Genomic DNA, 18,776 nt, shown 5'->3' on the forward strand with positions numbered 1-18,776 from the left:
TCGAACACCCTGCTTCAAGGAGGAAATGCTCATGCCGCAACAGGGATTCAGTCTGGTCGAACTGCTCATGGGACTGGCGATCGGCGCAATTGTTCTGTCGCTGGTCGGCCCGGCGCTGACAACGCTGATGGAGTCAATCCATCGCCAACAAGTCGCAGAGTCGCTGATGAACGGGATACGCAATGCCCGAACCCAGGCGATCACGCGCAATCAGAGCGTCGTGATTCACGGCATCGACGGGGACTGGAGCCGGGGCTGGCGGATCATTCTGGATGTCAGTGGCAAGGGCGCGGAGGACAGCAGCAACCCGCTTCTGGTCGAGCACGCCAGTGATGGGCAAGTGCCCATTGTCGGCAACTGGTTTGTCAGTCGGTACATACGGTTCAGCAGTCTGGGGCAACCGCTGATGCCCGGGCGGGCGTTTCAGGCAGGAAAACTACACATCTGTTCGACCCGCGAACCGGTCAGCCAGCTTCAGCTGGTGCTGGCAGCAACCGGTCGCGTGCGCCTGGTCAGCGAAAAGGCTGAACAGGCGCTGTGTCGAAAGGATAAAGCGGTCAGATCGAGCGTACGCGCAGCTCTTTAGGCATCGAGAAGGTGATGTTCTCTTCACGCCCGGCCAGCTCGTCGGCACCGGTGGCGCCCCAGGCCTGCAGCTGCTGGATCACGCCACGCACCAGCACTTCCGGCGCGGAGGCACCGGCGGTGATACCGATGCGCTCGACGCCATCGAACCAGCTCTTTTGCAGGTCTTCGGCACCGTCGATCAGGTACGCCGGCGTGGCCATGCGCTCGGCCAGCTCGCGCAGGCGGTTGGAGTTGGAGCTGTTCGGGCTGCCGACCACCAGCACCACGTCGCATTCGTCGGCCAGTTGCTTGACCGCGTCCTGGCGGTTTTGTGTGGCGTAACAGATGTCGTCCTTGCGCGGCCCGCCGATGGCAGGGAAACGTGTGCGCAAGGCGTCGATGACCCGGCTGGTGTCGTCCATCGACAAGGTGGTCTGGGTGACGAAGGCCAGTTTTTCAGGGTTGTGCACCTGCAGTTCGGCGACATCTTTCTCGTCTTCGACGAGGTAGATCGCGCCGCCGTTGCTGGCGTCGTACTGGCCCATGGTGCCTTCGACTTCTGGGTGACCGGCGTGGCCGATCAGGATGCATTCACGGCCGTCGCGGCTGTATTTGGCGACTTCGATGTGCACCTTGGTCACCAGCGGGCAAGTGGCGTCGAACACTTTCAGGCCACGACCGGCGGCTTCGGTACGCACGGCTTGCGAGACGCCATGGGCACTGAAGATCACGATGACGTCGTCCGGCACCTGATCCAGTTCTTCGACGAAGATCGCGCCACGACTGCGCAGGTCCTCGACAACGAACTTGTTGTGCACCACTTCATGACGCACGTAGATCGGCGGCCCGAAGACTTCCAGGGCGCGGTTGACGATTTCGATCGCCCGGTCCACGCCGGCGCAGAAGCCACGGGGGTTGGCGAGTTTGATTTGCATGCTGTGCCTCGTGTCTTGCGCGCGAAAAATTCAGATCAATGCGGAGGCCGGTCCGGCCCCCGCAGAACAGCGTTTACAGCGCTTTGACGGAGAAGATTTCCACGTCAAAGGTCAGCGTCTTGCCGGCCAGCGGGTGGTTGAAATCGACGGTCACTTGCGCGTCGTCGAACTCTTTCACCACACCCGGCAGCTCAGTATTGGCCGCATCGTTGAAGATCACCAGCAGCCCCGGCGACAGCTCCATGTCCGCAAACTGCGAACGTGGAATGACCTGCACGTTCTGCGGGTTCGGCTGACCGAATGCATTTTCCGGTTCGATGGTCAGGGTGCGCTTGTCACCCGCCTTGAAGCCGAACAGCGCCGCTTCGAAACCCGGCAGCAGGTTGCCGTCGCCGACCTTGAAGGTCGCCGGGGCCTTGTCGAAGGTGCTGTCGACCGTGTCGCCGTTCTCCAGGCGCAATGCAAAATGCAAAGTGACTTCCGTGTTCTGGCCGATGCGTTGCTCGGCCAATACCTGTTCAGTCATGAACGGCTTCTCCGGTTTTTTTACTTTTGAACATGTCCAGTGCCAGCATCACCGCGCCAACGGTGATGGCGCTGTCGGCGAAGTTGAACGCCGGGAAGTACCAGCGGTTCTGCCAGTGCACCAGAATGAAGTCGATCACATGGCCCAGGGCAATGCGGTCATACAGATTGCCCAGCGCGCCGCCCAACACCAGCGCCAGCGCGATGGCCAGCCAGGTTTCGTTGCGGCCCAGGCGCTTGAGCCAGACCACCAGCACCGCACTGACCACCACGGCGATCAGGGCGAACAGCCAGCGCTGCCAGCCGGAGCTGTCAGCCAGGAAGCTGAATGCCGCGCCAGTGTTGTAGGCCAGGGTCCAGCTGAAGTAATCGGGAATGATCACGATCTGCTGGTACATCTCGAGCTTGCCTTCGAAGTAGAACTTGCTGGCCTGGTCGATGACCAGGACCAGCAAGCTCAACCAGAGCCAGCTCAGCCGTCCGAAACGGCCAACGGCATTAGGCATAGTGACGAACCTCGCCGGCGCCATCGATGTTGTCCACGCAACGGCCGCAGATTTCCGGATGCTCCGGATTCACGCCGACATCTTCACGGCAGTGCCAGCAACGGGCGCATTTCGGGAAGGCGGATTTGACGATCTTCAGCTTCAGGCCGCTGACTTCGGTGGCCACAGCTTCGGCCGGAGCCTGCACGAACGGCGCAACGCTGGCAGTCGAGGTGATCAGTACAAAGCGCAGCTCGTTGCTCAGCTTGGCCAGGTCGGCGCTCAGGGCGTCTTCGGCGTACAGCGTCACTTCGGCTTGCAGGTTGCCACCGACGGCCTTGGCCGCGCGCTGGATTTCCATCTCTTTGTTGACCGCGACCTTCACTTCCATGATGCGATCCCAGTACTCGCGACCCAGCTCGAAGCCTTCCGGCAACTCGGTCAGGCCTTCGTACCAGGTGTTGAGCATCACCGATTCGTTGCGCTCGCCCGGCAGGTATTGCCACAGCTCGTCGGCGGTGAAGGCCAGGATCGGTGCGATCCAGCGCACCAGCGCTTCGGAGATGTGGAACAGCGCGGTCTGGCACGAACGGCGGGCCTTGCTGTCGGCGCCGGTGGTGTACTGGCGGTCCTTGATGATGTCGAGGTAGAAACCACCCAGCTCCTGCACGCAGAAGTTGTGGATCTTCGAGTAGACGTTCCAGAAACGGTATTCGCCGTAGTGCTCTTGCAGCTCGCGCTGCAGCAGCAGGGTACGGTCCACCGCCCAGCGATCCAGCGCCAGCATGTCTTCAGCCGGCAGCAGGTCGGTGGCCGGGTTGAAACCGGTCAGGTTGGAAAGCAGGAAGCGCGCGGTGTTACGGATACGACGATAGGCATCCGCGCTGCGCTGCAGGATCTGCTCGGACACGGCCATTTCGCCGGAGTAGTCGGTCGAAGCGACCCACAGACGCATGATGTCGGCGCCCAGGGTGTCGTTGACTTTCTGTGGCGCGATCACGTTGCCCAGGGACTTGGACATCTTGCGGCCGGACTCGTCCACGGTGAAGCCGTGGGTCAGCAGTTCGCGGTACGGCGCGTGGTTGTCGATGGCGCAACCGGTCAGCAGGGACGAGTGGAACCAGCCACGGTGCTGGTCGGAACCTTCCAAGTACAGGTCGGCACGCGGGCCGGTCTCGTGGCCCATCGGGTGCGAACCGCGCAGGACGTGCCAGTGCGTGGTGCCCGAGTCGAACCAGACATCGAGGGTGTCGCTGATCTTGTCGTATTGCGGGGCTTCATCGCCCAGCAGTTCGGCAGCGTCGAGTTTGAACCAGGCTTCAATGCCCTCGACTTCGACGCGCTTGGCGACTTCTTCCATCAGCTCGACGGTGCGTGGGTGCAGTTCGCCGCTTTCCTTGTTCAGGAAGAACGGGATCGGCACGCCCCAGTTACGCTGACGGGAGATGCACCAGTCCGGACGGTTGGCGATCATCGAGTGCAGGCGCGCCTGGCCCCAGGCCGGAACGAACTTGGTGTCTTCGATGGCTTTGAGCGAGCGCTGACGCAAGGTGTCGCCGGATACCGGCTCCTTGTCCATGCCGATGAACCACTGCGCGGTAGCGCGATAGATCAGCGGGGTCTTGTGACGCCAGCAGTGCATGTAGCTGTGTTCGATGACGGTGGTGTGCATCAGCGCACCGACTTCGGTCAGTTTGTCGACGATGGCCGGGTTGGCCTTCCAGATGAACTGGCCGCCGAAGAACTCCAGCGACGGCACGTAAACACCGTTGCTCTGAACCGGGTTGAGGATGTCGTCGTTGACCATGCCGTATTTCTTGCAGGTCACGAAGTCGTCCACACCGTAGGCCGGGGCGGAGTGAACCACGCCGGTGCCGGCGCCCAGTTCAACGTAGTCGGCCAGGTACACCGGCGACAGACGGTCATAGAACGGGTGACGGAAATTGATCAGTTCCAGCGCCGAACCCGGCGCGGTGGCCAGAACGGTGCCTTCAACGCCGTAACGGGTCAGGCAGGATTCGACCAGCTCTTCGGCCAGAACCAGCAGCTTGTCGCCGATATCGACCAGCGCGTAGTTGAATTCCGGGTGAACGTTCAGCGCCTGGTTGGCCGGGATGGTCCACGGGGTGGTGGTCCAGATCACGATGGCAGCAGGTTTGGCCAGCGAAGGCAGACCGAATGCGGCAGCCAGTTTGGCTTCATCAGCGATCGGGAAAGCCACGTCGATGGTCGAGGACTTCTTGTTCTCGTACTCGACTTCCGCTTCGGCCAGGGCCGAACCGCAGTCGAAGCACCAGTTCACAGGCTTCAGGCCCTTGAAGACGAAACCGCCCTTGACGATTTCGGCGAGGGCGCGGATTTCACCGGCCTCGTTCTTGAAGTCCATGGTCTTGTACGGGTTGGCGAAGTCGCCCAGCACGCCAAGACGGATGAATTCGGTCTTCTGCCCTTCGATCTGCTCGGTCGCGTAGGCACGGCACAGTTCGCGGGTCTTGTCCGCGCCCAAGTTCTTGCCGTGGGTCACTTCAACCTTGTGCTCGATCGGCAGGCCGTGGCAGTCCCAACCCGGAACATACGGCGCGTCGAAGCCCGACAGGGTCTTCGAGCGGATGATCATGTCCTTGAGAATCTTGTTCAGTGCGTGACCGATGTGGATCGTACCGTTGGCGTACGGAGGGCCGTCGTGCAGGACGAACTTCGGACGATCCTTGCCAATCTCGCGCAACTTTCCGTACAGGCCAATACTGTCCCAGCGCTGCAGGATCTGCGGTTCGCGCTGTGGCAGGCCGGCCTTCATTGGGAAGGCGGTGTCCGGAAGGTTTAGCGTGGCTTTATAGTCGGTCATTTAAGGCTCTTCATTAGCGATGGGCGCTAGGTGCGGCTAGTGCACGGGCGGCGGCGACATCCGCGCTGATCGCCGTTTTCAATGCCTCCAGGGAGGCGAAACGCTGCTCTTCGCGCAGCTTCTGGTGGAAAACCACCGTCAAACGCCGGTCATACAGATCGCCGGCAAAATCCAAAAGATGTACTTCAAGGTGGGCCTTGCCGTCACCTTGCACCGTGGGCCGCACGCCGATGTTGGCGACGCCGGGCCAGGTCTTGCCGTCGATGTCGACGTCGACCAGGTAAACCCCGGTGAACGGCACGCGACGGCGCTTGAGTTGAATGTTCGCCGTGGGCGTACCCAGTTGGCGGGCCAGTTTCTGGCCATGCAGCACGCGACCGGCAATCCGGTACGGGCGCCCAAGCAAGCGTTCAGCCAGGGCAAAATCGGCGGCGGCCAACGCGTTGCGCACCTGAGTGCTGCTGACACGAATGCCATCCAGCTCGACGGTTTGCGCGGCTTCCACGGTAAAACCGTGAACCTGCCCGGCCTGCAGCAGAAAATCGAAATCGCCGAGGCGGTCGCAACCGAAGCGGAAATCGTCGCCGACTTCCAGATGCTGCACACCCAGGCCATCCACCAGAATCGTATCGACGAATTCACTGGCGCTGAGTTTGCTCAGGCGCTGGTTGAAGGCCAGGCACAAGACCCGATCAACACCTTCGGCGGCCAGCAGTTGCAGCTTGTCGCGCAACCGGGCCAGACGCGCCGGCGCGGTCTCCGGGGCAAAGAATTCCCGTGGCTGCGGCTCGAAAATCACCACGCAGCTGGGTACGCCCAACTCGAGCGCACGCTCACGCAGTCGGGCCAGGATGGCCTGGTGACCACGGTGAACACCGTCAAAGTTGCCAATAGTGGCGACGCAGCCCCGATGCTGGGGGCGCAAGTTGTGAAGGCCTCGAACCAGCTGCATAACGCGCTTCTTGCTCATAAAGTGGCCGATTATAACCACACCCGACGGCCGACGACAGGCAACACCGTAACCCAAAGTGAACGAGCCGACAAAACTGCCGGCCCGCGCCCGTCTTTCAAGGGTGAAACCTCAGCTCAACGCCTTGCGATTGAAGTCACGCAGGCGGAAACCGAGCAACAGCAACATACCGAAATAAGCGACCACGCCGGCAACCACCAGCACGCCCAGGCGCAGGAAGCGCTCCAGCATGTGGCCCTGATCCCACGCCGGCATGAAATGCATGCCGATCAACAGCACGGCCGACATCACCGCCACCGCGAGCAGCAGCTTCAAACCGAATTTCAGCCAGCCCGGCTGTGGTTGGTACATCTGCTGTTTGCGCAGTTGATAGAACAGCAGCCCGGCGTTCAGGCAGGCACCGGCACTGATCGCCAGTGCAAGACCGGCATGGGCCAGTGGCCCGATCAACACCAGGTTGAACAACTGCGTGACCACCAGGGTGAAGATTGCGATTTTCACGGGCGTACGGATGTTCTGTTGCGCATAGAAGCCCGGTGCCAACACCTTGATCACGATAATCCCGAGCAGACCGACAGAATAGGCAATCAACGCCCGTTGAGTCATGGCCGCATCAAAACCGCTGAACTGGCCGTACTGGAACAGCGAAACCGTCAACGGCTCGGCCAGGATCCCCAGCGCCAAAGCACACGGCAACACCAGCACGAAGCATAGGCGCAGGCCCCAGTCGAGAATCCGCGAGTACTCGTGACGGTCCTTGCTGGCGTAGGTCTTGGCCAGGGTCGGCAGCAGGATCGTGCCCAGTGCCACACCCAGCACGCCGGACGGCAGCTCCATCAAACGGTCGGCGTAGTACATCCACGACACCGAGCCCGCCACCAGAAACGAGGCGAAGATGGTGTTGATGATCAGGGAAATCTGACTGACCGACACACCGATGATCGCTGGCAGCATCTGCTTCATCACTCGCCAGACACCCGTGTCACGCAGGTTCAGACGTGGCAGCACCAGCATGCCGATCTTTTTCAGGTGCGGCAGTTGGTAGAGCAACTGCGCCAGACCACCGACCAGCACCGCCCAGCCGAGCGCCATGACCGGTGGATTGAAGTACGGCGTCAGGAGCAGCGCGAACACGATCATGCTGATATTCAGCAGGGTCGGCACGAACGCCGGCACCGAGAAACGGTTCCAGGTATTGAGGATCGCCCCCGCCAGCGATGACAGGGAGATCAGCAATATATAGGGGAAGGTCACTCGCAGCAGATCGGAGGTCAGCTGGAATTTTTCCGGCGTATCGGTGAAACCCGGTGCCGTGGCCCAGATCACCCAGGGCGCGGCAATCATGCCCAGCGCAGTGACCAGCGCCAGAACCAGCGTCAGCAGCCCCGTCACATAGGCAATAAAGGTACGGGTCGCCTCCTCGCCTTTCTGACTTTTATATTCGGCAAGAATCGGCACGAATGCCTGTGAAAACGCGCCCTCGGCAAAGATTCGCCGCAGCAGATTGGGCAGTTTGAAGGCGATGAAGAAGGCGTCGGTCGCCATTCCGGCGCCGAATGTACGCGCAATGAGCGTGTCGCGGACAAACCCGAGAATCCGGGAAAGCATCGTGATAGAGCTGACGGCGGCCAACGATTTGAGCAGATTCATTGAAGGAATTTGTGCCTGTCGATAAACAGCAGGCGAACAATGCGCCTACTTGTGCGATACTCCGCGCCGCAACAGCACAGAGCCAAAGCTCGCGAGTTTACAGGTCAAGCGCCGGAAATAAATATCCCGCCTCTTTATACCTACCACTTAGCGGAACGTCTCAAGCGCCCTTGACAAGACATCTCTTCATCGGCATGATTCGCGGCCTATTTTGTTTGCTATTTCCTAAAAAGTCTTTCGAGGAGCTCGACGGTGGCCAACTCACCTTCCGCCAAAAAACGTGCAAAACAGGCTGAGAAGCGTCGCAGCCACAACGCCAGCCTGCGTTCCATGGTTCGTACCTACATCAAGAATGTAGTTAAAGCCATCGACGCAAAAGACGCTGAAAAAGCTCAAGCTGCATACGTTCTGGCTGTGCCAGTTATCGACCGCATGGCCGATAAAGGCATCATCCACAAGAACAAGGCTGCTCGCCATAAGAGCCGCCTGAATGGTCACGTCAAGGCACTGAAAGCTGCTGCCTAAGCGACGTAATCATTAAAAAACCGACCTCAGGGTCGGTTTTTTATTGCCTGCGATTTGCTGAAAACAAACGCAAAAAAAAGAGGAGCCAACCGGCTCCTCTTTTTATTTACGTCCAGATTAATGGACTGGCGCCCACGGCAGAATCGGAATCGCTGTCACCGCATTCTGCGGACTGCCCTCGATCAGGCGGTCGCTGTAGACCAGATACACCAGGGTATTGCGCTTCTTGTCGAGGAAACGCACCACCTGCATGGTCTTGAACACCAGCGAAGTGCGTTCCTTGAACACCTCTTCGCCATCCTTCAACTCACCCTTGAAGTTGATCGGCCCCACCTGACGGCAAGCAATGGATGCCTCGGCACGATCCTCGGCCAGACCCAAACCACCCTTCACGCCACCCGTCTTGGCGCGCGACAGATAGCAGGTCACACCCTCAACCTTTGGATCATCGAAGGCCTCGACCACGATCCGGTCATTCGGCCCGACAAACTTGAACACCGTCGATACCTGGCCGATTTCCTCGGCCGAGGCCAGCAATGGCAACGCCATCAGCAAGCCCAACAATCCTTTTGCCATGCGCATTGCGCTTTTCCTCAGACCAGAATCAGGTTGTCACGGTGAACCAGTTCCGGCTCAGCCATGTAACCCAGCAAACCGACAATCGCATCCGACGACTGACCGATGATTTTTTGTGCTTCCAGCGCGCTGTAGTTGGCCAGGCCACGGGCAATCTCACGACCGTCCGGCGCCACGCAAACCACCATTTCACCGCGACGGAAGCTGCCCTGGACCAGTTTGACGCCGACCGGCAGCAGACTCTTGTGACCTTCCGACAACGCAGAAACCGCGCCATCATCCAGCACCAGCGTGCCGCGGGTTTGCAAATGGCCGGCCAGCCATTGCTTGCGCGCTGCCAGCATGCCGCGCTCAGGCGAAAGCAGCGTACCGATGCGTTCGCCCGCCTTCAGACGATCGAGCACCCGCTCCAGACGCCCACCGACAATAATGGTATGCGCACCGGAACGCGCCGCCAGACGCGCCGCGCGCAGCTTGGTCTGCATGCCGCCACGACCCAGCGCACCACCGGTACCGCCCGCCACCGCATCCAGAGTCGGATCATCGGCACGCGCTTCGTAAATCAGCTGCGCGTCGGGGTTGTTGCGCGGATCAGCGTCGAACATGCCGTCGCGATCCGTCAGGATCACCAGCAGATCAGCCTCGACCAGGTTGGCCACCAGCGCAGCGAGTGTGTCGTTGTCGCCGAAACGGATCTCGTCGGTAACCACGGTGTCGTTTTCGTTGATCACCGGAATGACTTTCAGCTCGACCAGCGCACGCAAGGTGCTGCGGGCGTTGAGGTAGCGCTTGCGATCAGACAGGTCGTCATGGGTCAGGAGAATCTGCGCCGTGTGCCGACCGTGCTCGGCAAAGCTCGACTCCCAGGCCTGCACCAGCCCCATCTGACCGATTGCCGCGGCAGCCTGGAGCTCGTGCATCGCACTGGGTCGTGCGGTCCAGCCCAAACGGCTCATGCCGGCCGCCACTGCCCCGGAGGACACCAGCACCAACTCGACGCCAGCCTCATGCAAAGCCACCATCTGCTCGACCCAGACACCCATCGCCTTGCGATCAAGACCCTTGCCATCTGCTGTCAGCAAAGCGCTGCCGATCTTCACGACCCAACGCTGCGCACCTGTCACCTTGCTCCGCATCATCTTCAACCTTAGCTTGAGGACAGCGCGACCCAGCGCTGCCCGTGACGTTATTCTTGGTTACTCGTGACCAACAATCGATTTCCAGATACCAAAACGCCGCTCGATTGAGCGGCGCTTAAGTTTACTTCAACGAATCAGTCACGCACGTAAATGATTTCCGGACCGTCTTCGTCATCCACATCTTCTTCGTCCCAGTCATCGTCGCCGATGTCGTGGACCGACTTCACGCCACTGCGACGCAGGGCACGCTTGTCGTCCAGAGCCTGCAACTGAGCCCGGGCTTCGTCTTCGATGCGCTGATCGAGATCGGCCAGCTCTTCCTTGTAGGCCGGGTCATTGGCCAGGCGATCGGCACGATCTTCGAGGTAACGCATGATGTCGCGCGTCAGGCGCTCGGTGCCTTCTTTGGCGATGGCCGAAATCACGTAGACCGGACCTTCCCACTGCAGACGCTCAACGATTTCCTTGACGCGCTCTTCGTGCTCTTCTTCAAGGATCTGGTCGCACTTGTTCAGCACCAGCCAGCGATCACGCTCCGCCAGGGACGGGCTGAACTTGATCAGCTCGTTGACGATCACTTCAGCAGCATCCGGCGCACTGCTTTCGTCCAGCGGCGCCATGTCCACGAGGTGCAGCAGCAGACGGGTACGCGCCAGGTGCTTGAGGAAACGGATACCGAGACCCGCGCCGTCGGAAGCACCTTCGATCAGACCCGGAATGTCGGCAATGACGAAGCTTTTCCAGCGATCGACGCTGACCACACCCAGGTTTGGCACCAGAGTAGTGAACGGGTAATCGGCAACTTTCGGCTTGGCAGCCGAAACGGAACGGATAAAGGTACTTTTGCCAGCGTTCGGCAGACCCAGCAGACCGACGTCAGCCAGAACCTTCATTTCCAGTTTCAGGTCACGCTGCTCACCCGGCTTGCCCGGCGTCGTCTGACGCGGCGCACGGTTGGTACTGGATTTGAAACGGGTATTGCCCAGACCGTGCCAGCCGCCCTGCACCACCATCAGCTTCTGACCGGACTTGGTCAGGTCGCCGATGACTTCCTGGGTTGCAGAGTCAATGATCGTGGTGCCAACCGGCACGCGCAGAACCAGATCTTCACCCTTCTTGCCGGTGCAGTCGGTGCTGCCGCCGTTGGAGCCACGCTCGGCATCGAAGTGCCGGGTGTAGCGGTAGTCCACCAAGGTGTTCAGGTTTTCGTCGGCCATCATGAAGATGGAACCGCCGTCGCCGCCGTCACCACCGTTCGGACCGCCGTTTTCAATGAATTTTTCCCGACGGAAACTCATGCAGCCATTGCCGCCGTCGCCAGCCTTTACGCGGATCGATACTTCATCAACAAACTTCATAACCAACGCCTCTCGCCGTACGGACGAGCCGAAAAACAATCAAGACATAAGACTCTTGCAAAAATGAGCGCAGCGACCCCAATCCACGACCTGCATCGCACGCCGGCAGCCCATACAAACAGCTTTGCAAGAGACTCACCCCACAAACGAAAAAGCCCCGTCGCAAGACAGGGCTTCTCCAGCACTCTCGCAGTTAGGCTGCGACAACGCTCACGTAACGACGACCGAAGGCGCCTTTTACTTCAAACTTGATCACGCCTTCGATTTTCGCGAAGAGGGTGTGATCTTTACCCATGCCAACGCCGTAGCCAGCGTGGAATTGGGTGCCGCGCTGACGCACGATGATGTTGCCGGCCTTGATGACCTGGCCGCCATACATCTTCACGCCAAGGCGTTTGGCTTCTGAGTCGCGACCGTTACGGGTACTACCACCAGCTTTTTTGTGTGCCATGAGTTCAATTCTCCTAGTGAGGAATTAGGCTGTAATTAAGCCTGAATACCGGTGATTTTGATCTCGGTGAACCACTGGCGGTGGCCCATACGCTTCATGTGGTGCTTACGGCGACGGAACTTGATGATGCGGACTTTATCGTGACGACCTTGGGAGATCACTTCAGCCTTGACGGTTGCGCCAGCAACAACAGGTGCGCCGATGTTCACGTCGTCGCCATTGGCGACCAACAGAACGCGGTCAAAAGTCACGGATTCGCCAGTAGCGACTTCCAGTTTTTCGATCTTCAGGTATTCACCTTCAGCGACCTTGTATTGCTTACCGCCGGTAACGATTACTGCGTACATGGTATTTCTCCGATAATCCTGCTCACCCAGCTCTTTATAAGAAGAGGTATTGGCTGGCATGGCTGCATGGGGCTGGAACGGCCCAAGTGCAATTGCGTAAGGCAGGTGCTGCCCAGGAAGTTCAGGGTGCGCGATTGTACGCAAGCTACAAGAGTCATGCAAGGGGCCGTCCATCGCGCCTTGACAGGCCCGGACGTGGGTCCTAGCATGCCGCGCAACCCTTCTGGAGCACCTGTCGCTGATGCAACCCCAAGCTTTCTACCGCGCGGTGGCGGACGATTTTAGCGCCGTCGACGGCATCATCAAGAAGCAGCTGACTTCCCGAGTGCCGCTGGTATCGAAAATCGGCGATTACATCACGTCGGCCGGCGGTAAACGCCTGCGTCCTTTATTAGTGCTGCTGTGCGGCAAGGCCCTCGGTCGCGAAGGCGACGACTTGCGCCTGCTGGCCGCCACCATCGAATTCCTGCACACCGCCACCCTGCTGCATGACGACGTGGTCGACATGTCCGGCATGCGCCGTGGCCGCTCGACCGCCAACGCCATGTGGGGCAACGCCCCGAGCGTGCTGGTCGGCGACTTCCTGTACTCGCGCTCGTTCGAAATGATGGTCGAACTGGGTTCGATGCCGGTGATGAAGATCCTGTCCCAGGCCACGCGCATCATCGCCGAAGGCGAAGTGTTGCAGCTGTCCAAGGTCCGTGACGCCAGCACCACCGAAGAAACCTACATGGAAGTCATCCGCGGCAAGACCGCGATGCTCTTCGAGGCCTCGACCCACAGCGCCGCGGCGCTGGCCGGTGCCACCGCCGAGCAGAGCGAAGCCCTGCGCACCTTCGGCGATCACCTGGGCGTGGCGTTCCAGTTGGTCGACGACCTGCTCGACTACAAGGGCGACGCCGAAACCCTGGGCAAGAACGTCGGTGACGATCTGGCCGAAGGCAAGCCGACCCTGCCGCTGATCTACACAATGCGCGAAGGCACGCCAGAGCAAGCCGCACTGGTACGCCAGGCGATCCAGAAAGGCGGGATCGAAGACCTGGAAAGCATCCGCATTGCCGTGGAGGCGTCCGGTTCGCTGGAGTACACCGCACAACTGGCTCGCGATTATGTGGCCCGTGCGATCAAGTGCCTCGAAGCGCTGCCGGCCAGCGAATACCGCGATGCACTGGTTGAACTGAGCGAGTTCGCGGTCGCCCGCACGCACTGATCAACGCCGCACCATCAAGAAACCGCAGCCTCCGCCGGAGCCTGCGGTTTTTTGTTGCCTGCCATCCGCAGCTAAAACCTTATACAATGTGCGACTTTTAACAACCCCCTCTCCAAGGAGCCTTAGTGAGCACGTTGCCACCCTGCCCGAAATGCAATTCCGAATACACCTACGAAGACGGCACCCAACTGGTGTGCCCGGAGTGCGCCCACGAGTGGTCTGCCGGCGGTGAAGCCGAAGTGGCGTCCGATGATGCCGTGAAGAAAGATTCGGTCGGCAACGTCCTGCAGGACGGCGACACCATCACCGTGATCAAGGACCTGAAGGTCAAGGGCACCTCGCTGGTGGTCAAGGTCGGCACCAAGGTGAAGAACATCCGTCTGTGCGACGGCGACCACGACATCGACTGCAAGATCGACGGCATCGGCCCGATGAAACTCAAATCCGAGTTCGTCAGAAAAGTCTGAGTCTGCTGTCCTCCATCCCGCGCCCGCCGTGGGATGGAGCTTCGCCCTCCCCCGCTATCTCCAGCAAAACCACGCAATAGCCAAACGCCAGCCGTTTTGACCTTACGCAATCTTTACCCATAAAAAATCGCGAACCGCCAATAGGCGCTTGCTATTTGACGAATAAGAATTATTCTCATTGAAACCCTTTCAATGGAGATGAGAACCATGACTTATTTGATCGACGCCTGGCTGGATCGCCCGCACCCGTACCTCAGGATCCTGCATCGGGAAACCGGGGAAGTCTGTGCAGTACTGGAAGAAGAAGCCCTGCATGAATTGCAGGATCAAGGGGATCTGGACGTCAGTGGCCTGAGTTCCAGCGAACCGATGGTGCTCAAGGAGCTGGTGCGCAATCTGTTCCTGTTCTGCTATGCCCGGGCGTTGCGCCCGACCAGTGAGCTGCATCACAAGATCGAAGTATGAGAACGGCGGAGAAACCCTGCACAAGCCACGCTTGTGCAGGGTAACGGGATTACAGAACGTCGAGCAGCTCGACGTCGAACACCAGAACGCTGTGCGGCGGGATGCTGCCAACGCCTTGAGCGCCGTAAGCCAGTTCGCTCGGCACGTACAGACGCCATTTGCTGCCGGCATTCATCAGTTGCAGGGCTTCGGTCCAGCCGGCAATCACGCCGCCAACCGGGAATTCTGCAGGCTGGCCACGCTCGTAGGAACTGTCGAACACAGTGCCGTCGATCAGTGTGCCGTGGTAGTGAGTACGCACGTTGTCTTCACGGGATGGCTTGGCGCCTTCGCCCTGAGTCAGCACTTCGAATTGCAGACCGGAAGCCAAGGTGGTGATGCCGTCTTTCTTGGCGTTTTCGGCCAGGAACGCACGACCTTCGCCAGCGGCGGCTTCAGCCTTGGCAGCGGCTTCGGCTTGCATGATTTCGCGGATCACTTTGAAGCTGGCGGACAGCTCTTCCTGACCCACACGGCTTTGCTTGCCGGCGAATGCGTCGGTCAGACCGGCCAGGATGGCGTCCAGGCTGACACCCGGTGGCGGGTTGTCGCGCAGCTGGTCACCCAGCTGACGGCCGATGCCGTAGCTGACGCGGGTTTCGTCGGTGGACAGATTTACTTCGGACATGACACTGCTCCGCTGTGCGGACGGCCTCAGGACATGCCGTGCGTGCACAGCGCGTCCCGGCGCGCCCGGAACCAAAAGGGCGAGCAGACTAGCACAGATGTTCCGCCATTGATCAGGCCCTCGGCCCTACAGTGCCGAGCGCCAGGCCAGCGGGACTTTCAGGCTTTCTTCCGCACTGGCACCAAGTCCGCACATTTCGTCGTGCACCGAGGTGTGGACCAGGTTGAACGGCAGCACCGGAAAGTTGTGCAGGACATCCCGGGCATGCTCCACCGAACGCAGCATCAGCATCTTGCCCTGGGGATCGCTCAACGGGTACGCCGCGCCGTGCATCCGCGCCTCGAGCAGGTAGATTCCGCCCTCCATGGAGATCAGGTTCAGCTCATCGACCTTCCTGGCGATGGCAAACGCATTCAACTCTTGCAGGTTCATGAACGCACCTCACGCTGTGGCGAGCCGGGACGCCTACAGGGATATGCCTCGGCGCACCAAAGCACAAGCCACAAACGACACCGCCCGTCTGTTTCGCAACAGACGGGCGGTTTTGTTACAACTTTCGACAACTCATCAGTGCTTGGTGAGCTTGTCCAGGTAACCCATGGCAAACGCCGAGACCACGAAGGTCATGTGGATGATCACGTACCACATCAGATGCTGGGGATCGACGTTCTTGGCGTCCATGAAGATCCGCAGCAGGTGGATCGAAGAAATCGCCACGATCGACGCCGCCACTTTCATCTTCAGCGACGAGGAGTCCATGGTGCCCAGCCAGCTGAGCTTCTCTTTGCCTTCGTCGATGTTCAGCTCGGACACGAAGTTCTCGTAGCCGGAAATCATCACCATCACCAGCAAGCCGCCGACCAGCGCCATGTCGATCAGCGACAGCAGCACCAGAATCAGCTCGGACTCGGCCATGGAGAACACGTTGGGAATGACATGAAACACTTCCTGGAAGAATTTCAATGCCAGCGCCAGCAGCCCGAGGGACAGCCCGATGTAGATCGGCGCCAGCAGCCAGCGCGTGGCGTACATTGCATTTTCGATAAAGCGTTCCATTGACTCTCACACAAGGGGGGTTGTAATCGGCGGCGAGTATACCAGCCCCCCATGACAGCCAGAAACCGCCCGAAAATCCGCCACCTGCGTGTGTGTATCAAAGTTTTTCTGCTAGTGTCCAAACCATTGACAGCCCAGCGACAGTGGACAGGACGACTGGAAATGGATGTGCGATTGCCGTTAATGACTGCCGGAATTTGCTTCGCCTTATCGGTCGGAGGCTGCTCGCCCGGTGAAGAAAAAAAACACCCGCTCAGCCTCGAACAGAAGACCGCGCAGTTCGAACATTCGCTGGACGCCATCACCGATCCGAAACTCAAGGATGCCGTGACCGAACTCGGCGGCTCGCTACTGCTGCTGGAGCGCGCGCAACAACGTCTCGACAACAAACCGCCCAGAACCGAATACGGCGAAGACGCCCTCGGCGTGCTCAAGCATTACCCGACGCCTCAAGCGCTGGTCGATACCTTCATCAACGGCCTGTTCGTGCTGCACAAGGACGCCAGTTCCGATTACCTCACCGACCTGCAGCCGGTGTTCCCCTTCAACCTCAACATTCCGGGCGGGTTTCTGTTCCCCCATGGCGTGGAATGGCAATCGGTGACCCTGAGCAACAAACGGGTGATCGCCTACCAGCCGGAATGGTCGGAAACCGATCCGGGCATCCAACTGAGCCCTTCCAGCTCCAACGTCACCAACCCCGATGACCTGACCGTGACCTACCCGTTCATCGAAGGTCTGGACGCCGACAAGAAAACCCGGCCGCGTCCGGTGAGCCTGCAAGGTCAGGTGGAAGTCATCGCCCCGAAACGCCTGCACAGTTTCGACCTGGGCAAAAAAGACGTCGGCCAGACCCGGACCGATGCCAACCTCAGCGTGAAACTGCTGAAGCTGGAAAAGAACTACGCCGAAGTCGAATTCAGCAACAGCCTGCCGCTTGCCCCGGAAGTCGCCAGCACGCCGCTCAATCCGCTGATCGTCCAGGCCCGCGATACGACCGGGCAATACCTGGTGCGCGCCGGCGCTATCAACGAAAGCCCCGAACAGATCACCTTCTATCAAAAACAACTGGCGCACCTGCAACAGCAAAAGGCCTGGAGCGAGGATCTCGAGAAACAGCTGAACGACGACCAGCGCACCTTCGAACAGCAGCATACGCGCCGCTACAACAAGGTTTACTTCAACGGCCCGATCGACACCCTTGAAGTCAGCGTGCTGGATTTTTCCGAGGCGACCGTCACCCGCAAGCCACTGGACCTGCCGATCCGCGAATTCGACTCGCACACCACGGCGAAGACCGTGCAGCCGCTGGATCTGGCGATCACCGTCTACGACGACCAGGCCCCTAACTGGCTCAAGGGTGCGTCATTGACCGAGGACGACCTGAAGAAAAGCATCCATATCCGCCAGTCAGTGGAAGAACCCAGCGCCGCCCGCATCGAGTTCGATCACCGCAAGACCTTCAATGACGAACTGCTGGGCGACGACCTGGCTCCCGGCGAAAGCCCGGTGACGTTCTTCACTGAAAAACACAACGGCAAACTCGACGAGCCGATCGAACTGCCGGCCGAGGCGTATCAGGTGGATCCGCTGCAAGCGACCATCACGTATGACTTGAACCTGTTTCCGGAAACCCCGGCAGTGGCCGTCGGTTCGATGCCACTGTTCCTCGCCACGGTGGCGAAACAGTCCTACGAAGCCAAGGCATTGCCCAAAGGTCTGGAAATCAGGAACAACGAACTGGTGGTCAACCTGAAGCTGTTTCCGGCCAACGAATGGCGATTCTTCGTCAAGGACGACAGCGGCAACTACCTGAAGCAGATCCTTTCGGTCAGCCACGACGCGAGCGCAGAAGGCCCGGCGCTGTTCGGCGTGCACTATTTCTACGGCCGCCCGACGCAGGTGGAAACCTATCAGCGAACCGACCTCGCCACCGTGCAGTACGGTTTTGAGGTCAAGCTCGAGAAGGCGCAGACCCAGGGCGCCGCGCCTTGATCGGTGCTAATGATCGAAAACGCCGAGATTGCGTCCGCGCCCGCCGTTGATCTGCCGCAACTGGGCTTGCAGGTGCAAGGACCAGATCTGCGGATCATTGGCCAGTTCGTAGCCGTGCATCGTCAGGCTTTCGACGATGGTATCGAGGATCGATTCGGCGGCGACCGGCCCGTGGAACGGGCCCTGGGCCTTGATGGCGGAAGGTTGTTCACCGGCCATGCCGGCGGCGAAGAGTAAAGTCCACATGCCGGTATCGCCGGCCAACGGCTTGATGGCGCATTCGATTCGGGTCACGAGACCCAGGCACTGACGGGTGAGGCAGAGGTTGCGCGACATGGCGGCGACCCTCGGTAAAGCCGGTGTTCAGCCCTTGCTGAAGGACTGTTTCGATCCCGTGATACTGTCGATGTCCTTGAGCTGAGAATAGAAGAAAAGTCCGCCGCGCCAACCGCGCAGAACCAGAAGGCGCCGAATGGTCATTGTGTGAATATTGACGCCAGAGTGATGGCACATTTGCCGACGTTCGCGACAAAACAAAATGGG

The 18,776-nt window shown here is 59.8% G+C and carries 21 protein-coding genes; 6 read left to right on the forward strand and 15 right to left on the reverse strand.

All coding sequences use genetic code 11. The annotated features are described in order from the left end of the window. Positions 1-31 precede the first annotated feature (31 nt). Entirely contained in the window at positions 32-586 is a 555-nt protein-coding gene (locus tag DLD99_RS24685; protein WP_114885626.1) for a GspH/FimT family pseudopilin, read from the forward strand. On the opposite strand, the gene ispH is transcribed toward DLD99_RS24685, so the two are convergent. From ispH to murJ, 6 genes are all read right to left on the reverse strand, one after another. Further along, positions 558-1,502: a 4-hydroxy-3-methylbut-2-enyl diphosphate reductase gene (ispH, locus tag DLD99_RS24690; protein WP_038361699.1), complete on the reverse strand. Its 945-nt coding sequence runs from the start codon at positions 1,500-1,502 to the stop codon at positions 558-560. The two genes, DLD99_RS24685 and ispH, sit on opposite strands and share 29 nt — an antisense overlap. A 73-nt stretch (positions 1,503-1,575) precedes the next feature. Then, the gene (gene fkpB, locus DLD99_RS24695; protein ID WP_170931652.1) at positions 1,576-2,013 is read right to left on the reverse strand and encodes an FKBP-type peptidyl-prolyl cis-trans isomerase; all 438 of its coding nucleotides are present in this window, start codon (positions 2,011-2,013) and stop codon (positions 1,576-1,578) included. Positions 2,014-2,020: 7 nt separating this feature from the next. Next, complete coding sequence (gene lspA / locus DLD99_RS24700) at positions 2,021-2,533, reverse strand: signal peptidase II (RefSeq protein ID WP_085712189.1); 513 nt, start codon at positions 2,531-2,533, stop codon at positions 2,021-2,023. Beyond that, positions 2,526-5,357, reverse strand: a complete 2,832-nt coding sequence (gene ileS / locus DLD99_RS24705) for an isoleucine--tRNA ligase (protein ID WP_114885627.1) — start codon at positions 5,355-5,357, stop codon at positions 2,526-2,528. The genes lspA and ileS overlap by 8 nt, the downstream gene beginning before the upstream one ends. 13 nt (positions 5,358-5,370) lie before the next feature. Then, positions 5,371-6,309 (reverse strand): bifunctional riboflavin kinase/FAD synthetase, encoded by a 939-nt coding sequence (gene ribF, locus DLD99_RS24710; RefSeq protein WP_007959537.1) that lies wholly within the window; start codon positions 6,307-6,309, stop codon positions 5,371-5,373. A 129-nt stretch (positions 6,310-6,438) separates the two neighbouring features. Next, complete coding sequence (gene murJ, locus DLD99_RS24715; protein ID WP_114885629.1) at positions 6,439-7,977, reverse strand: murein biosynthesis integral membrane protein MurJ; 1,539 nt, start codon at positions 7,975-7,977, stop codon at positions 6,439-6,441. 252 nt (positions 7,978-8,229) lie between these two features. Between murJ and rpsT the strand changes: the two genes are divergently transcribed. Next, entirely contained in the window at positions 8,230-8,502 is a 273-nt protein-coding gene (gene rpsT, locus DLD99_RS24725; protein ID WP_011336008.1) for a 30S ribosomal protein S20, read from the forward strand. 117 nt (positions 8,503-8,619) lie between these two features. On the opposite strand, the gene DLD99_RS24730 is transcribed toward rpsT, so the two are convergent. From DLD99_RS24730 to rplU, 5 genes are all read right to left on the reverse strand, one after another. Next, positions 8,620-9,084, reverse strand: coding sequence for a CreA family protein (locus tag DLD99_RS24730; RefSeq protein ID WP_085712193.1), 465 nt, complete (start codon positions 9,082-9,084; stop codon positions 8,620-8,622). 11 nt (positions 9,085-9,095) lie between these two features. Then, entirely contained in the window at positions 9,096-10,214 is a 1,119-nt protein-coding gene (proB, locus tag DLD99_RS24735; RefSeq protein ID WP_085712194.1) for a glutamate 5-kinase, read from the reverse strand. 137 nt (positions 10,215-10,351) lie between these two features. Then, a complete protein-coding gene (cgtA, locus tag DLD99_RS24740; RefSeq protein WP_085712195.1) occupies positions 10,352-11,575 on the reverse strand; it encodes an Obg family GTPase CgtA in 1,224 nt (407 codons plus the stop codon). Between the two features lie 193 nt (positions 11,576-11,768). Next, entirely contained in the window at positions 11,769-12,026 is a 258-nt protein-coding gene (gene rpmA, locus DLD99_RS24745) for a 50S ribosomal protein L27 (RefSeq protein WP_003228360.1), read from the reverse strand. 35 nt (positions 12,027-12,061) lie between these two features. Then, positions 12,062-12,373, reverse strand: coding sequence for a 50S ribosomal protein L21 (rplU, locus tag DLD99_RS24750; protein WP_003228361.1), 312 nt, complete (start codon positions 12,371-12,373; stop codon positions 12,062-12,064). Positions 12,374-12,614: 241 nt separating this feature from the next. On the opposite strand from rplU, the gene DLD99_RS24755 reads away from it, so the two are divergent. From DLD99_RS24755 to DLD99_RS24765, 3 genes are all read left to right on the forward strand, one after another. Continuing rightward, positions 12,615-13,583, forward strand: a complete 969-nt coding sequence (locus tag DLD99_RS24755) for a polyprenyl synthetase family protein (protein ID WP_085712196.1) — start codon at positions 12,615-12,617, stop codon at positions 13,581-13,583. Positions 13,584-13,708: 125 nt separating this feature from the next. Next, the gene (locus tag DLD99_RS24760) at positions 13,709-14,050 is read left to right on the forward strand and encodes a zinc ribbon domain-containing protein YjdM (protein WP_007950963.1); all 342 of its coding nucleotides are present in this window, start codon (positions 13,709-13,711) and stop codon (positions 14,048-14,050) included. A 207-nt stretch (positions 14,051-14,257) separates the two neighbouring features. Continuing rightward, a complete protein-coding gene (locus DLD99_RS24765; protein ID WP_085712197.1) occupies positions 14,258-14,515 on the forward strand; it encodes a PA4570 family protein in 258 nt (85 codons plus the stop codon). A gap of 49 nt (positions 14,516-14,564) precedes the next feature. On the opposite strand, the gene bamJ is transcribed toward DLD99_RS24765, so the two are convergent. From bamJ to DLD99_RS24780, 3 genes are all read right to left on the reverse strand, one after another. Further along, positions 14,565-15,182 (reverse strand): BamJ family beta-barrel-assembly machinery protein, encoded by a 618-nt coding sequence (bamJ, locus tag DLD99_RS24770; RefSeq protein WP_114885631.1) that lies wholly within the window; start codon positions 15,180-15,182, stop codon positions 14,565-14,567. Between the two features lie 126 nt (positions 15,183-15,308). Next, positions 15,309-15,614: a DUF6482 family protein gene (locus DLD99_RS24775; RefSeq protein WP_114885633.1), complete on the reverse strand. Its 306-nt coding sequence runs from the start codon at positions 15,612-15,614 to the stop codon at positions 15,309-15,311. 135 nt (positions 15,615-15,749) lie between these two features. Further along, positions 15,750-16,238: a TIGR00645 family protein gene (locus DLD99_RS24780; RefSeq protein ID WP_065257512.1), complete on the reverse strand. Its 489-nt coding sequence runs from the start codon at positions 16,236-16,238 to the stop codon at positions 15,750-15,752. 162 nt (positions 16,239-16,400) lie between these two features. Between DLD99_RS24780 and DLD99_RS24785 the strand changes: the two genes are divergently transcribed. Continuing rightward, entirely contained in the window at positions 16,401-18,233 is a 1,833-nt protein-coding gene (locus DLD99_RS24785) for a hypothetical protein (RefSeq protein ID WP_114885635.1), read from the forward strand. A 6-nt stretch (positions 18,234-18,239) separates the two neighbouring features. On the opposite strand, the gene DLD99_RS24790 is transcribed toward DLD99_RS24785, so the two are convergent. After that, complete coding sequence (locus tag DLD99_RS24790; RefSeq protein WP_085712201.1) at positions 18,240-18,569, reverse strand: PA4575 family protein; 330 nt, start codon at positions 18,567-18,569, stop codon at positions 18,240-18,242. Positions 18,570-18,776 lie beyond the last annotated feature (207 nt).

This window comes from Pseudomonas kribbensis (genome assembly GCF_003352185.1).
Taxonomy (GTDB): Bacteria; Pseudomonadota; Gammaproteobacteria; order Pseudomonadales; family Pseudomonadaceae; genus Aquipseudomonas; species Aquipseudomonas kribbensis.

What these genes read in the sequence shown, in the direction of transcription:
- DLD99_RS24685 (WP_114885626.1), top strand. Translation starts at nt 32, where the DNA reads ATGCCGCAACAGGGATTCAGTCTGGTCGAACTGCTCATGGGACTGGCG.
- ispH (WP_038361699.1), bottom strand. Translation starts at nt 1,502, where the DNA reads ATGCAAATCAAACTCGCCAACCCCCGTGGCTTCTGCGCCGGCGTGGAC.
- lspA (WP_085712189.1), bottom strand. Translation starts at nt 2,533, where the DNA reads ATGCCTAATGCCGTTGGCCGTTTCGGACGGCTGAGCTGGCTCTGGTTG.
- ileS (WP_114885627.1), bottom strand. Translation starts at nt 5,357, where the DNA reads ATGACCGACTATAAAGCCACGCTAAACCTTCCGGACACCGCCTTCCCA.
- ribF (WP_007959537.1), bottom strand. Translation starts at nt 6,309, where the DNA reads ATGCAGCTGGTTCGAGGCCTTCACAACTTGCGCCCCCAGCATCGGGGC.
- murJ (WP_114885629.1), bottom strand. Translation starts at nt 7,977, where the DNA reads ATGAATCTGCTCAAATCGTTGGCCGCCGTCAGCTCTATCACGATGCTT.
- DLD99_RS24730 (WP_085712193.1), bottom strand. Translation starts at nt 9,084, where the DNA reads ATGCGCATGGCAAAAGGATTGTTGGGCTTGCTGATGGCGTTGCCATTG.
- proB (WP_085712194.1), bottom strand. Translation starts at nt 10,214, where the DNA reads ATGCGGAGCAAGGTGACAGGTGCGCAGCGTTGGGTCGTGAAGATCGGC.
- cgtA (WP_085712195.1), bottom strand. Translation starts at nt 11,575, where the DNA reads ATGAAGTTTGTTGATGAAGTATCGATCCGCGTAAAGGCTGGCGACGGC.
- rpmA (WP_003228360.1), bottom strand. Translation starts at nt 12,026, where the DNA reads ATGGCACACAAAAAAGCTGGTGGTAGTACCCGTAACGGTCGCGACTCA.
- rplU (WP_003228361.1), bottom strand. Translation starts at nt 12,373, where the DNA reads ATGTACGCAGTAATCGTTACCGGCGGTAAGCAATACAAGGTCGCTGAA.
- DLD99_RS24755 (WP_085712196.1), top strand. Translation starts at nt 12,615, where the DNA reads ATGCAACCCCAAGCTTTCTACCGCGCGGTGGCGGACGATTTTAGCGCC.
- DLD99_RS24765 (WP_085712197.1), top strand. Translation starts at nt 14,258, where the DNA reads ATGACTTATTTGATCGACGCCTGGCTGGATCGCCCGCACCCGTACCTC.
- bamJ (WP_114885631.1), bottom strand. Translation starts at nt 15,182, where the DNA reads ATGTCCGAAGTAAATCTGTCCACCGACGAAACCCGCGTCAGCTACGGC.
- DLD99_RS24775 (WP_114885633.1), bottom strand. Translation starts at nt 15,614, where the DNA reads ATGAACCTGCAAGAGTTGAATGCGTTTGCCATCGCCAGGAAGGTCGAT.
- DLD99_RS24780 (WP_065257512.1), bottom strand. Translation starts at nt 16,238, where the DNA reads ATGGAACGCTTTATCGAAAATGCAATGTACGCCACGCGCTGGCTGCTG.
- DLD99_RS24785 (WP_114885635.1), top strand. Translation starts at nt 16,401, where the DNA reads ATGGATGTGCGATTGCCGTTAATGACTGCCGGAATTTGCTTCGCCTTA.
- DLD99_RS24790 (WP_085712201.1), bottom strand. Translation starts at nt 18,569, where the DNA reads ATGTCGCGCAACCTCTGCCTCACCCGTCAGTGCCTGGGTCTCGTGACC.